The sequence below is a fragment of the Nocardia gamkensis NBRC 108242 genome (assembly GCF_001612985.1).
In the GTDB taxonomy this organism is placed as follows: Bacteria; Actinomycetota; Actinomycetes; order Mycobacteriales; family Mycobacteriaceae; genus Nocardia; species Nocardia gamkensis.
Window position 1 is genome coordinate 53,106 of record NZ_BDBM01000042.1, and the last position, 13,857, is coordinate 66,962.

The 13,857-nt window shown below is 70.3% G+C and carries 13 protein-coding genes; 8 read left to right on the plus strand and 5 right to left on the minus strand.

All coding sequences use genetic code 11. The annotated features are described in order from the left end of the window. Positions 1-124 precede the first annotated feature (124 nt). Together cobA and NG1_RS27165 are read left to right on the plus strand one after the other, a co-directional pair. Complete coding sequence (cobA, locus tag NG1_RS27155) at positions 125-1,399, plus strand: uroporphyrinogen-III C-methyltransferase (RefSeq protein ID WP_062975436.1); 1,275 nt, start codon at positions 125-127, stop codon at positions 1,397-1,399. Positions 1,400-1,670: 271 nt separating this feature from the next. Continuing rightward, positions 1,671-3,131 (plus strand): MFS transporter, encoded by a 1,461-nt coding sequence (locus NG1_RS27165; protein ID WP_062975440.1) that lies wholly within the window; start codon positions 1,671-1,673, stop codon positions 3,129-3,131. 7 nt (positions 3,132-3,138) lie between these two features. Here NG1_RS27165 and NG1_RS27170 read toward each other — a convergent pair whose 3' ends face one another. From NG1_RS27170 to yaaA, 3 genes are all read right to left on the minus strand, one after another. Beyond that, the gene (locus NG1_RS27170; protein WP_084499223.1) at positions 3,139-3,552 is read right to left on the minus strand and encodes a PPOX class F420-dependent oxidoreductase; all 414 of its coding nucleotides are present in this window, start codon (positions 3,550-3,552) and stop codon (positions 3,139-3,141) included. 72 nt (positions 3,553-3,624) lie between these two features. Next, the gene (locus NG1_RS27175; protein ID WP_062975444.1) at positions 3,625-5,115 is read right to left on the minus strand and encodes a CoA-acylating methylmalonate-semialdehyde dehydrogenase; all 1,491 of its coding nucleotides are present in this window, start codon (positions 5,113-5,115) and stop codon (positions 3,625-3,627) included. A 291-nt stretch (positions 5,116-5,406) separates the two neighbouring features. Continuing rightward, positions 5,407-6,150, minus strand: coding sequence for a peroxide stress protein YaaA (gene yaaA / locus NG1_RS27180; RefSeq protein ID WP_062975446.1), 744 nt, complete (start codon positions 6,148-6,150; stop codon positions 5,407-5,409). A 58-nt stretch (positions 6,151-6,208) separates the two neighbouring features. On the opposite strand from yaaA, the gene NG1_RS27185 reads away from it, so the two are divergent. Then, positions 6,209-7,966, plus strand: a complete 1,758-nt coding sequence (locus NG1_RS27185; protein ID WP_062975448.1) for a proline--tRNA ligase — start codon at positions 6,209-6,211, stop codon at positions 7,964-7,966. 185 nt (positions 7,967-8,151) lie between these two features. Further along, entirely contained in the window at positions 8,152-9,903 is a 1,752-nt protein-coding gene (locus NG1_RS27190; RefSeq protein WP_062975450.1) for an acyl-CoA dehydrogenase family protein, read from the plus strand. Between the two features lie 77 nt (positions 9,904-9,980). Here NG1_RS27190 and NG1_RS27195 read toward each other — a convergent pair whose 3' ends face one another. Next, positions 9,981-10,415 (minus strand): ferritin-like domain-containing protein, encoded by a 435-nt coding sequence (locus tag NG1_RS27195; RefSeq protein ID WP_062975452.1) that lies wholly within the window; start codon positions 10,413-10,415, stop codon positions 9,981-9,983. Continuing rightward, a complete protein-coding gene (locus NG1_RS27200) occupies positions 10,412-10,960 on the minus strand; it encodes a hypothetical protein (RefSeq protein ID WP_062975454.1) in 549 nt (182 codons plus the stop codon). Before NG1_RS27200 ends, NG1_RS27195 begins: the two co-directional genes overlap by 4 nt. A 209-nt stretch (positions 10,961-11,169) precedes the next feature. On the opposite strand from NG1_RS27200, the gene rimP reads away from it, so the two are divergent. From rimP to NG1_RS27220, 4 genes are all read left to right on the plus strand, one after another. After that, complete coding sequence (gene rimP, locus NG1_RS27205) at positions 11,170-11,835, plus strand: ribosome maturation factor RimP (protein WP_062975456.1); 666 nt, start codon at positions 11,170-11,172, stop codon at positions 11,833-11,835. Then, positions 11,832-12,860, plus strand: coding sequence for a transcription termination factor NusA (gene nusA, locus NG1_RS27210; RefSeq protein ID WP_040868142.1), 1,029 nt, complete (start codon positions 11,832-11,834; stop codon positions 12,858-12,860). Before rimP ends, nusA begins: the two co-directional genes overlap by 4 nt. A 122-nt stretch (positions 12,861-12,982) precedes the next feature. Beyond that, positions 12,983-13,315, plus strand: a complete 333-nt coding sequence (locus tag NG1_RS27215; protein WP_062975458.1) for a YlxR family protein — start codon at positions 12,983-12,985, stop codon at positions 13,313-13,315. A 108-nt stretch (positions 13,316-13,423) separates the two neighbouring features. Next, a partial coding sequence (locus NG1_RS27220; RefSeq protein WP_174554923.1) for a translation initiation factor IF-2 N-terminal domain-containing protein occupies positions 13,424-13,857 on the plus strand: 434 nt, incomplete at its 3' end.

Genomic DNA, 13,857 nt, shown 5'->3' on the forward strand with positions numbered 1-13,857 from the left:
GTCGGCCTGAGCGCGGGTCGGCGCAGGCCCGTGGTGATCGTCGCGCCTGCTCGCCGGAATGGGGGCGGGCGGGCGTGCCGGGCGATTGCCGGTGCCGGAGGGCCACGCCGTAGGCTCGAAACTTGTGCCGAACACGTCAGACGCAACGCAAGACCAGCCCACCGGCGACCCGAACTACCTGGTCGGGCTCGATCTGCACGGACGGCGTGTCGTCGTGGTCGGCGGCGGGTCGGTGGCGCAGCGCAGGCTGGGACTGCTGATCGCCTCCGGCGCGGACATCCACGTGGTGAGTCGCGCGGTGACCCCCGCGGTCGAGGGAATGGCCACCTCCGGACAGATCACCGTCACGCTGCGCGAATACGCCGACGGCGACCTCGACGGCGCCTGGTACGCGATCGCCTGCACCGACGAGCCCGAGACCAACGCGGCGGTGGTCGACGAGGCGACCCGGCGGCGGATCTTCTGCGTCCGCGCCGACACCGCACGCTTGGGCACCGCGGTCACCCCCGCCACCGCGCGCTACGACGGGCTGACCCTCGGCGTGCTGGCGAGCGGGCAGCACCGCCGGTCGGCCGCCGTGCGCAACGCGTTGCTGGAGGCCCTGCAATCCGGTGTGGTGAGTGACGACTCGACCCCGATCGCGCCCGGAGTCGCTCTGGTGGGCGGGGGGCCCGGCGATCCCGACCTGATCACCGTGCGCGGGCGGCGGTTGCTGGCCAGGGCGGATCTGGTCGTCGCCGACCGGCTCGCGCCGCCGGAACTGCTCGCCGAACTCGGGCCCGAGGTCGAGGTGGTCGACGCCGCCAAGATCCCGTACGGACGGGCGATGGCGCAGGAAGCGATCAACAACGCGCTGATCGAAGGCGCGAAAGCGGGCAAGTTCGTGGTGCGGCTCAAGGGCGGCGACCCGTACGTGTTCGGGCGCGGCTACGAAGAGGTGGAGGCCTGTGTGGCCGCCGGGGTTCCGGTCACGGTGGTGCCGGGTGTCACCAGCCCCATCTCGGTGCCCGCCGCCGCGGGCATCCCGGTCACCCATCGCGGTGTCACCCACGAGTTCGTCGTGGTGAGCGGGCACGTCGCGCCGGATCACCCGGATTCGCTGGTGGACTGGCCCGCGCTGGCGCGGCTGCGCGGCACCTTGGTGCTGATGATGGCGGTGGAGCGGATCGAGCAGTTCGCCACCGCGCTGCTGGAGGGCGGGCGACCGGCAGATACACCCGCCACCGTCATCCAGGAGGGCACGCTGCGCACCCAGCGCGTGCTGCGCGCCGATCTCGGCACGGTGGCCGCCCGGGTGCGCGCGGAAGGCATCCGCCCACCCGCGATCGTGGTGATCGGCCCGACCGCCGGATTCTCCGCCGACTCGATCGTCCCGCACGCCGACTCCGCGGCCGGATGACGCTCGTGGCCCCCGCGGCGATTCGAACCGATTCGCGCGGTGACGGCGGCGGCCCGGTCGACCAGGACGGCTACTCGTCCTGAGTGGGGAAGGAGCACCAGGCGATGGCCCATCACCTCGACCCGATACCGCTGGTGGTTCGCGACGACGCCCACCCGCGGGATCGGCGGGACCGGTGCTCGTCGCGGGTCCGGCCGGATCGGTGGGCGGGCGAAGCGTGGCCCGGCATCAATTACAGTGACTCACTGTGCTTCGGAACCCCGCTGCGACGATGCAGTATCCAGTGACGCAGCGGGCCTTCGGGCTCGCGATCCTAGTCCTGAGCGGATTGCAGCTCATGGTCGTGCTCGACGGCACGGTGGTGATCTTCGCGCTGCCGCGGCTGCAAGAGGAGATGGGGTTGTCCAGCGCGGGTAGCGCGTGGACAGTGACCTCCTACGGACTCACCTTCGCCGGCCTGATGCTGCTCGGCGGCCGGCTCGGCGACGCTTTCGGCCGCAAGCGCATGCTGGTCGTCGGCGTCGCGGTGTTCACCCTGGCCTCGCTGTTGTGCGGGCTCGCGCAGAATCAGGGGATGCTGCTCGCGGCGCGAGCCATCCAGGGTGCGGGCGCCGCGATCGCCGCGCCGACCGCTTTCGCGCTCGTGGCGACGACCTTCGCACCGGGCAAGGCGCGCAACCAGGCGATCGCGATCCTCGGCTCGATGGTCGGCATCGGCTCCGTGGGCGGGCTCGTGGTCGGCGGCGCGCTGACCCAGCTGTCCTGGCGGTGGATCTTCCTGATCAACGTCCCGATCGGCGCGCTGATCATCCTCGGCGCGGCCTACAAACTGGCCGACACCAAACACCACCGCTCGGCGCTGGACCTCCCGGGCGCGGTGCTCGGCACCATCGCCTGCGCGGCGATCGTGTTCGGCGCGACCGAGGGGCCGGAGATCGGCTGGGGACACCCGGCGATCATCGGTTCGCTGATCGCGGGCGTGGTGCTGCTGATCGTCTTCATCGCGCTGGAACGACGGGTGGACGACCCGCTGCTGCCCTGGTCGCTGTTCGACAGCCGCGACCGCGTGGCCACCTTCCTGCTGATCTTCCTCGCCGGTGGGGTGCTGGGCGCGATGACCTTCTTCGTCGCCCAGTTCATGCAGAACGTCATCGGATACGGTCCGCTCAAGGCGGGTGTGGCGGCCATTCCGTTCACCGTCGGCATCGGTGTCGGCGGCGCGGTGGCTTCCAAGGCGGCGCTGTACATCGCGCCGCGCTGGCTGCTGGCGGGTTCAGCGGTGGTGCTCGGCGTCGGCCTGCTGTTCGGCTCGACCCTCGACGGCGAAGTGATGTACTTCGCGACGCTGCTGCCCCTGCTGGTGGTGATCGGCTTCGGCGTCGGCATCGCCATGGTGCTCTCGCCGCTGTGTGTGCTGGTCGGTGTGCCGCCGGCGAATATCGGCCCGCTGGCCGCGGTCGGACAGATGTTCATGAACCTCGCCACGCCCGTGGCCATCGGCCTGCTCACCCCGATCGCCGCATCCCGCACGCTGTCGCTCGGCGGTCGCACCGAGAAGGTGGCCGGGATGACGCCCGCTGAGATCGCCGCGCTGGGCGACGGCTACACCCTGGTGCTGTTCGTCTGCGCCCTGATCGCGTTCGCGGCCGGACTGGTCGCCCTGACATTGCGCTTCACTCCGCAGCAACTGGCCATGGCCCAGCACGCCCAGGAAGAAGCCCAGCAGGTGTGAGCCGCGCCTAGAAGCGGCCGGCCACCCGCCGGGGTGTCACGCGCACGATGACGCGCGGTCCGTCGTCGACCGAGGCCGGGTTGAAATCCGCGTACTTCTGTCCGGTGTACTTCGCCGAGAGTTCGTCGGGCAGCGTCTTGTCCGGGTCCGGGGTGATCGTCGCGGTGCCCCGGATCTCCGCGTAGACGTACGGGTTGTCCGGCGGGTTGATCAGCACGGTGATGCGCGGGTCGCGGGCGAGGTTCTTGCCCTGCTGACGGTCGGTCGTGGTGGAGAACAGCAGATCGTCGCCGTCGCGCTTCAGCCAGATCACGGTCAGGTGCGGTTGCCCGTTGGCCCCGATCGTGGCCGCGGTGGCGAACACCTTCTCTTCGTCCAGGTACTTCTTGAGGGCATCGGAAAGCTCTGCGGTAGTGGTCACGTTCTGAGCGAACAACGTGGCCCGGCACGACATTCCCGCCGGTTCCTTCGCCGCGTACTCGGTGAACGCCGCCTATTTGTTCTGTGGGAAACCGAGATTCAGCCCGCCGTGGCTGGGATCGAGCCAGCGGGTGGTGACCGCCTTGGTGCGGGTGAAGAACCGCACGCCGTCGGCGCCGTGCGCGTGCGCGTCGCCGAACAGCGAGTTCTTCCAGCCGCCGAAGCTGTAGTACGACATGGGGACCGGGATCGGTACGTTGATGCCGACCATTCCGACCTCGACCTCGTTGTGGAAGCGGCGGGCGGCCCCGCCGTCGTTGGTGAACAGGGCGGTGCCGTTGCCGTAGGGATTGGCGTTGACCAGTGCCAGCGCGTCGTCGTAGCTGCCGACGCGCACCACCGACAGCACGGGTCCGAAGATCTCGTCGGTGTAGACGCTCATGTCGGTGGCGACATGGTCGAGAATCGTCGGCCCGAGCCAGAAGCCCTCGGCCGCGCCGTCGGCCTCGACGCCCCGCCCGTCGAGAACCACGGTGGCCCCGGCGGATTCGCCCGCGGCGATGTATCCGGCGACTCGGTCGCGGTGCGCCCGGGTGACCAGCGGACCCATGTCGGCGCCCCGGGTGCCGTCGCCGGTCCGGATGGTCCCGGCCCGCTCGGCGATCTTGCCGACCAGCGCGTCGGCCGACCCGCCCACCGCGACCACCACGCTGATCGCCATGCACCGCTCGCCCGCCGAGCCGAACCCGGCGTTCACCGCGGCGTCGGCGGCCAGGTCCAGGTCCGCGTCCGGCAGCACCACCATGTGGTTCTTCGCGCCGCCGAGCGCCTGCACCCGCTTGCCCGCGGCGGTGCCGCGCTGGTAGACGTACCGGGCGATCGGCGTCGATCCGACGAAAGAGACCGCCTTGACGCCCGGGTTGTCGAGCAATTCGTCGACCGCGACCTTGTCGCCCTGCAGCACTGTGAAGACGCCCGCGGGCAGTTCGGCTTCGGCCCACAGCCGCGCCAGCCACAGCGACGCGGACGGATCCTTCTCGCTCGGTTTGAGTACCACCGTGTTGCCCGCGGCGATGGCGAGCGGGAAGAACCACATCGGCACCATCGCGGGGAAGTTGAACGGCGAGATGATCGCGACCGGGCCGAGCGGTTGGCGGACGGAGAAGATGTCGACCTTGGTCGAGGCGTTCTCGGTGTAGCCACCCTGGAGCAGATACGGTATGCCGCAGGCGAACTCGACGACCTCCAGGCCGCGGCTCACCTCGCCGATCGCGTCGGAGAGCACCTTGCCGTGTTCGGCGGTGATCAGCCGGGCCAGCTCCTCTCTGCGCTCGTTCAGCAGCTCACGGAAGCGGAACAGGATCTGGGTGCGCCGGGTCAGCGAGGTGTCCCGCCACGCCGGGAACGCCTTCGCGGCGGAGTCGATCGCCGCGCGGGTGTCGGCCACACCGGCGAGCGCGACCTGCCCGGTCACCGCGCCGGTCGCCGGGTTGGTCACCGGCGCCGTCGCCTCGCTGGTGCCCGCGAAGGCTTTGCCGTCGAGCCAGTGCGCGATGGTCTGCATGTCTCCTCGATTCGCTCGGTGAGCATCGGCGGTGCCGCGGGTTCCACCGATTACGGTCGTGACATCGCCAGAACGCCGCCTGACCACCACTGTCCGGCATACACCCTTCCCGGTCTTCCGGCGATCGGTGCGGAATTGGGCACATCGAGCTGCCGATCCGTGATTGGAGCCGGGGGCGGGCCGAGCCGGACTCGTTCCGGACACCCACCGCTCGCCGCCGCTACGAGACGGCGGCGCGGGCCGACCTCGATGCCGAGATCACGGCGCTCACCGCCGAACGGCCGGACGAAGTCAGGTGATGATCAGAAGCTCGGTGGGCGAGGCTATCTCGGCGCGCAGCCCCGCCTTGGCCGCCACGCGCGCGACGCCGCGGACGTCGGCCGGTTCGGCTCTGGTGAGCACCAGGGCGCGGGCGAGCAGGCCCTTGTGGTGCTTGTTGAAATGACTCACCACCGTGCGCGACCCGTCCGGGTGCTCGGTGAGCACGTTGGCGGTGATCGCGCCGGGCACCCGGCCCAGCTGCTGATAGGTGCCCGAGCGCAGGTCGACGACCAGCTCGCCCGCGGCCTCGGTGAGTAGCGCGGTGGCCAGCTCGTCGCGCCAGACGGCCGAGAGGGTCGGCAGTCCGGGCAGCTTGGCGCCGCCGGAGAGCCGGTAGGCGGGGATCGGATCGCGGGCGCGGACCGCGCCGAACAGGGCGGAGCCGATGCCGAGGCGGGCATACGCCTTGGCCCGCTGCGCCTTGGTGAACGAGCGGGCGTCGAGGGCGTCGTAGAGGACGCCGGTGTAGCGCTCCAGCGCGGGACGGGTCGGGGAGGTGCGCAGCGCGGCGTTGCGGGCGATCTCGCCGTCGGCCCCCTTGCCGAGCCCCAGGACGGTCCGGGAGCGTTCGGGGTCGGCCGCCAACCGCTCCACTTCCTCGATCAGCCGTGCGCGGACCGCCGTGAGCTGCGGCATCGCCAGCGAGTCCAGGGTGAGCGGCGCCCCTGCGCCGCCATCGGACTTGGTTTCGGAAGGAGGCAGCAGCACCAGCACGAACGAATACGGTAATGCGCTGGGAACGGCGTCCGGCCAGCGACTACCCTGTGCTTCCGTGATCACCCGCCTCTCCCGCCTGTTCCTGCGAACCCTCCGCGACGATCCCGCCGACGCCGAGGTGCCGAGCCACAAACTCTTGGTCCGTGCCGGCTACGTGCGCCGCGTCGCCCCGGGTGTCTACTCGTGGCTGCCGCTGGGCCTGCGCGTGCTGCGCAAGGTCGAGGACGTGGTGCGCGCGGAGATGGACGCGATCGGCGGCCAGGAGATCTCGCTACCCGCGCTGCTGCCGCGCGAACCGTACGAGACCACCAACCGGTGGACGGAGTACGGCGACGGCCTGTTCCGGCTGCGCGACCGCAAGGGCGCGGACTACCTGCTCGGCCCCACCCACGAGGAGCTCTTCGCGCTCACCGTGAAGGGCGAGTACAGCTCCTACAAGGACCTGCCGGTCACGCTGTACCAGATCCAGACCAAGTACCGCGACGAGGAGCGCCCCCGCGCGGGCATCCTGCGCGGGCGCGAGTTCGTGATGAAGGACTCCTACTCGTTCGACCTGGACGAGGACGGCCTCAAGGCCAGCTACGACGCGCACCGCCAGGCCTACCAGCGCATCTTCGACCGGCTGCGGGTCAAGTACGTCATCGTGGCCGCCACCTCGGGCGCGATGGGCGGCAGCGCGTCGGAGGAATTCCTGGCCGACAGCCCGGTCGGCGAGGACACCTACGTGCGCTGCCCGGAATCCGGCTACGCGGCCAATGTGGAGGCGGTGGTCACGCCCGCTCCCGAACCGCTGCCGATCGAAGGGCAGCCGGAGGCCGTGGTGTACGACACCCCGGACACTCCGACCATCTCGACGCTGGTGGACTGGGCCAACAGCGCCGGTATCGCCGAGCGCTACGGTCGTCCGGTCACCGCGGCCGACACCTTGAAGAACGTCATGGTCAAGCTGCGTCACCCGGACGGGAAGACCGAAATCCTCGGCATCGGCATTCCCGGTGACCGCGAGGTGGACGACAAGCGCCTCGGCGCCTCGGTCGAACCGGCCGAGGTCGAGCTGCTCACCGAAGCCGACTTCGCCGAGAATCCGTTCCTGGTCAAGGGCTACATCGGCCCGAAGGCGCTGCAAGCCAACGGCGTTCGCTATCTGGTCGATCCGCGGGTCGGCACCGGCACCAGCTGGATCACCGGTGCCGACGAACCGGGAAAGCACGTCGTCGGCTTGGTCGCGGGCCGCGACTTCACGCCCGACGGCACCATCGAGGCCGCCGAGGTCCGCGACGGCGACCCCTCGCCCGACGGCCGGGGCACGCTGGTGGCGGCCCGCGGCATCGAGATCGGTCACATCTTCCAGCTCGGCAACAAGTACACCGACGCGTTCGAGGTGGACGTGCTCGGCGAGAACGGCAAGCCGGTGCGGCTGACCATGGGCTCCTACGGTGTCGGCGTCTCCCGCATGGTGGCGGTGATCGCCGAGCAGCAGCACGACGACAAGGGGCTGCGCTGGCCCGCCGCGGTCGCGCCCTACGACGTGCACGTCGTCATCGCCAACAAGGACGACGCCGCTCGCGCGGGCGCCGAAGAGGTGGTGTCCGGCCTGCACACTCAGGGCCTGGACGTGCTCTTCGACGACCGCACCGCCTCGCCGGGGGTGAAGTTCAAGGACGCCGAACTGCTCGGCATGCCGCTGGTGCTGGTGATCGGTCGCGGCTGGGCCGAGGGCAAGGTCGAACTGCGCGACCGCTTCACCGGCGAGACCGAGGAACTGCCCGCCGCGTCCGCGGTGGACGCGGTGGTGGCCAAAGTCCGCGGCTGACCGACGTGAACGGCCCCGGCGGAATCCGCCGGGGCCCGTTCGCTGTCGATTTCGAGACCGAGGAGAAGGCGCTAGCAGCCCGGCGACCGGGCGGCGGTTACTTACGCGACCGTAACCTGAATTCGCTGGTCACAGATCCGCGGACAGTGTCCTGACTGCTGTTACCCGCTGGTAAGTTAACCGGCATGACAAACACCGACGCGCGGTTGTTCAACCCCGCCAGCTATGACCCGCAGCAGTTCGACGCGGAGACGCGGCGTCTGTTGCGTGCCACCATCGAGTGGTTCGAGGGCCGGGGTAAACAGCGTCTGCTCGCCGACGACGCGAACGCGGTGTGGACGGCCGACTTCCTCGACTTCGTGAAGAAGGAGAAGCTGTTCGCCACCTTCCTGACCCCGGCGGCCTACGCCGATGGCGACCCGAATCGCCGCTGGGACGCCGCCCGGAACGCGGCGCTGTCGGAGATCTTCGGCTTCTACGGTCTGGCGTACTGGTACGCCGAGCAGGTGACCATTCTCGGCCTCGGCCCGATCTGGCAGAGCGACAACGAAGCGGCCAAGAAGCGTGCCGCCGCCGACCTGCTCGCCGGTGAGGTGATGGCGTTCGGTCTGTCCGAGCAGACCCACGGCGCCGACATCTACAACACCGACCTGGTGCTGACCCCGACCGAACCGGGCAGCGCGGACGCCGAGGCGGGCATCCTGTTCCGCGCCAACGGCGAGAAGTACTACATCGGCAACGGCAACGTGGCCAGCATGGTGTCGGTGTTCTCCCGCCGCGCCGATCTCGAGGGCGCCGACGCGTACGTCTGGTTCGCCGCCGACTCCCGGCACGAGAACTACCGCCTGCTCGGCAACGTCGTGCACCAGCAGATGTACGTCAGCACGTTCCGCTTGGAGAACTACCCGGTGCGCGCCGAGGACATCCTGCACACCGGGCCCGAGGCATTCTCCGCGGCGCTCAACACCGTGAACGTGGGCAAGTTCAACCTCTGCCACGGCGGGATCGGCATGGTCGAGCACTCGTTCTACGAGGCGATCACGCACGCGGGCAATCGCATCCTCTACGGCAACCCGGTCACCGACTTCCCGCACGTGCGGGCGAACTTCGTCGACGCCTACGCGCGCATCCTCGCGATGAAGCTGTTCAGCGACCGCGCCGTCGACTACTTCCGCAGCGCGAGCCTGGAGGACCGCCGGTACCTGCTGTTCAACCCGATGACGAAGTCCAAGGTGACCTCCGAGGGCGAGACCGTCATGACGTTGCTGCTGGATGTGCTGGCCGCCAAGGGGTTCGAGAAGAACACCTACTTCGCCGAAGTGCAGCGGCTGATCAGCACGCTGCCCCGGCTGGAGGGCACGGTGCACGTGAACGTCGGGCAGATCCTGAAGTTCATGCCCAACTACCTGTTCGACCCGCAGGACTACCCGGAGATCGGAACGCGGCAGGACGCGGCCGACGACGCGTTCTTCTGGCGGCAGGGCCCGGCGCGGGGCGCGGGCAAGGTGCGCTTCGCCGACTGGACGCCGATCTACGACAAGCATGCCGACATCCCGAACGTGGGCCGGTTCTACGAGCAGGCGCAGGCGCTGCGCACGCTGTTGACCACCGCGGCGCCGGACGCCGGGCAGCAGAAGGATCTGGACTTCATGCTGACCGTCGGCCACCTGTTCTCGCTGGTGGTCTACGGCCAGCTGATCCTGGAGCAGGCGGCGATCACCGGCCTGGATCGCGACCTGATCGACCAGATCTTCGACTTCCAGGTCCGCGATTTCAACGCCTACGCCACAGCCCTGTACGGCAAGCCGTCGGCCAGCCCCGCCCAGCAGGGCTGGGCGGCCTCGGCGCTGCGGCCGCCGGTCGCCGACCGCCCGCGCTTCGACCGGGTGTGGGCCGAGGTGGCCTCCTACAACGGTGCATACGAGATGCGGCCGTAGGTCGCGCGTCGAGCCGACGGCGGCCGGGTACCGCACCCGGCCGCCGTTCGCCGCGAGAACGCCTGCGGCGCTTCGGATCAGGCCTTGCCGGGGAACGCGATGGTGGGCGGGTCGGCGCCGAGGATCGACTGCCACGTGGCCAGCCGGACGGCGGCTTCGGTGAGCGCGTCGACACCGGCGCGCCGGATCGCCATGGACGCACCGCGTTCGACTACCGACCGCCAGGCGACGGCGGTGTCGGACTCGACCGTGACGGCCAGCCGCGCGGCCGAGATCGGATCGGTGACCGGGAACGGCGCCGTGTAGGCCGCGTCGGGCGGCGGCACCGTCGCGCCGCCCAACGCGAGGGCGTCCACGGTGGCGTCGCGCCGGGCGCGGTGCGCGGCGGTGTGCTCGGCGACCAGTCTGGCGCGCTCGGGTGCGGCGTAGGCGGCGATCACGCCGTAGGCGTACACCGCGCCGTATTCGGCGTTCAACGCGTCGGTGAGGGCCCGGCGTTCGTCTTCGGTCATCTCAGCAGCACCCCCGCCTGCACCGCGCAGGCCGCGCTGATCGAGGCGAGCAAGCCTGCCCGATAGCCGTCGAGGGCGCGGGCCAGATCGGCGGCCGATTTCCGCGATTCGGCCAGCCGCGCCCGCAGCGTCTCGATGCTCGGCGGGGTATTGGGCGGAACCGCGCTGCCCGAGGCCACGGCCGACGGGCCGGATTCGTTCGCGCGGGTGCGGTGCACCGGTTTGGTGCCGTCGGCGTAAACGCCGATGACGCGGTCGATTTCGGAGCGCAAGGCGTCGGCGTGCGCGGTGCGCTCGGCCGCTATCGCCGCCAACGCGGCGTGCCGGTCGGGTGCGACGGCGATGGCCGCGGTCGCCGCCGCGGCGTCGGCGCGGGCCGCGACCTCCTGTGCGGCAAGGGGATCCGGTTCGTGGACCACGTCGTCGCCGGTGCAGCCCGCCGCGGCGCCGAGGGCGAGCACGCCCACCGTCGCACCGCCCGCGAGACGGATCGCGCTGCGACGATCCAGGGCGTCGGCGCGGGGCTCGTGCCGGTCGGAGGGCATGCCGGTAGTGCGCCCGGCAAGCGGCGGGGCGGGAAGGCGGATGGGCACGGCACCATCGTGCCAGACTCACGGGGCGCCGCCGGACGAGCGGTGGTCGTGGCGTGCGTACTCCTCGACCACTGGTCCTTTACACTCTCGTGGCGCGTTACGCTAGACCTTTGGTAGAGAATTTTCCCACCGCGTCACAACTGAACCAGGAGCCGCCCCACATGCCGATGCCGACCGAGGAAAGGGTGAGCCAGCTCTTAGCTGGTCTCGTCGAACGCCGAGGATTCGACCTCGAGGGCGTCGAGATCTCGACGGCGGGCACGCGCGTGGACGCGCAGGCTCGGGTGCAGGTGACCGTGGATCGCGATACCTCCGATCTGGACGCGCTCGCGAGTCTCAGCACGGAGCTGTCGGAGCTGCTGGACGACGCGGGGGAGTTCGGCGAGACGCCCTACCTGCTGGAAGTCACCACCCCCGGCATCGATCGCCCGCTGACCGCCGACCGGCACTGGCGGCGGGCGCGCGGCCGGAAGGTGCGCGTCACGCTGCGCGAAGGCGCGCAGCCGCCGGAGCGGTCGGCGACCTTCGAGGCCAGGGTCGGCGCGCTCATCGGTGACTCGGTGGCGCTGGTGCTCGGCGGCAGACGCGACCCGCACCGCGTGACGGTCCCGCTCGCCGACATCGCCACCGCCGTCGTCCAAGTCGAGTTCTCCCCGCCCGGCGCGCGGGAGCTGGAACTCGCCGGCGGAGTCGTTCCGGGGCGGCCCGCTCCGGGCCAGGAAGACGCGGTGGCGGTCGACGACGCCGCGCAGCACCCGGGAACACCGAATGCACTGTCCGAATCCGTAACAGCGTCCGATTCGCCGACCGAAGGGATCGTGGAATGAACATCGAAATCGAAGCCCTGCGCGCGATCGTCGCCGACAAGGGGATCTCGATCGAGACCGTGATCTCCGCGATCGAGTCGGCGCTGCTCACCGCGTACCGCCACACCGAGGGCCACCAGCCCAACGCGCGCATCGACATCAACCAGCGGACCGGCGTGGTCCGGGTGATGGCGCGAGAACTGGACGCCGACGGCAACGTGATCTCCGAATGGGACGACACCCCGGAGGGGTTCGGCCGGATCGCGGCGACCACCGCCAGGCAGGTGGTGCTCCAGCGGCTGCGCGACGCCGAGAACGAGAAGTCCTTCGGCGAGTTCTCCACCCACGAGGGCGACATCGTCGGCGGTGTGGTGCAGCGCGACGCGCGCGCCAACGCCCGCGGCACCGTCGTGGTGCGCATCGGCAGCGAGCTGCACGGCACGGAGGGACTGATCCCGCCGGCCGAGCAGGTGCCCGGCGAGACCTACGAGCACGGCGACCGGATCAAGTGCTACGTGGTCGGGGTCTCCCGTGGTCCGCGCGGGCCGCAGATCACGCTGTCGCGCACTCACCCGAATCTGGTGCGGCGCCTGTTCGCTCTGGAGGTGCCGGAGATCGCCGACGGCTCGGTGGAGATCGTGGCCGTCGCGCGCGAGGCGGGCCACCGCTCCAAGATCGCCGTGCGCACCACGGTGCCCGGGGTCAACGCCAAGGGCGCCTGTATCGGGCCGATGGGGCAACGCGTGCGCAACGTGATGAGTGAACTGGCCGGCGAGAAGATCGACATCATCGACTACGCCGAGGATCCGGCGACCTTCGTGGGCAACGCCCTCTCGCCCTCGAAGGTGGTTTCGGTCACAATCGTCGACGCCGAGGCCAGGGCGGCCCGCGTCGTAGTGCCCGATTTCCAGCTTTCCCTGGCGATCGGCAAGGAGGGGCAGAACGCCCGCCTGGCCGCGCGGCTGACCGGCTGGCGCATCGATATCCGCAGCGACGCCGCCCCCGACATGGGCGGATCCGTGCGAACGGAGGCGCATCGGAGTTGACCGGAGCCCCCTCGCGGAGTGCTCGGGATGACATGTTCGTAACTTCCGCGGGGGAGGGGTTCGGCGTTCCGGGCGTGGCAGCGGTAGAGTGGTCCAAGGTTCAGTCCGAGCCCTCGGCTCCAATGCCCGACCGCACCACCGAGCAGCACCCGGCGCCCCAGCGCCGAGCCGCTCCGGTGCGAACGTGTATCGGGTGCCGGAAGCGCGAACTGGCCGGCGATCTGCTGCGGATCGTGGCTCGGGACCTCGAGGCCGGCGACGGCTCTCAGGTCATCGAGATCGTTCCCGATCCGCAGCGCAGACTTCCCGGACGGGGTGCCTGGCTGCACCCCCTTTCGGCTTGTCTGCGCGCGGCAGAGCGGCGCCGAGCGATCGGCAGAGCACTACGAGTGTCCGGACATCTGGATATCTCAGCCCTGGAGCATTACCTCGAGAACAGGCACGAGCACTCATGAGCACACCGTGAAGTACCAACGATGAACGTCCATCGGAGATAACCCGAGGTCGTGCGGGCCGCCGTCCCCAGAACGGTGGAGCTGCTCGACCTCTCAGTGAGGAGAGCAGTGGCAGGCAAGGCCCGCGTGCACGAGTTGGCTAAAGAACTCGGTGTCACGAGCAAGGAACTACTCGCAACGCTCAAGGAGCAAGGCGAGTTCGTGAAGTCGGCGTCCTCGACGGTGGAAGCTCCCGTCGCGCGCCGGCTGCGTGAGTCGTTCGCGACCAAATCCGCCCCGTCGAACGGCAACAAGTCGGGCGGGCGTCCCGGCCCGTCCGGCCGTCCGGCCCCCAAGCCCGCGGGCGGTGGCCCGCGTCCCGGTCCCCGTCCGTCGACGCCCACACCGGCGCCGACCGCGCAGGAGACCGCCGTTCCCGCCGCGCGCACCGGCGAATCCCCGGCCGTGAAGCCGGGCCCCGCCGCGCGTCCGGGGCCTGCGCCGTCGCCCAAGCCCCCGTCCACGGAGCCGGTCGCTCCGCAGGCCGCCGCGGCCTCCGGCGC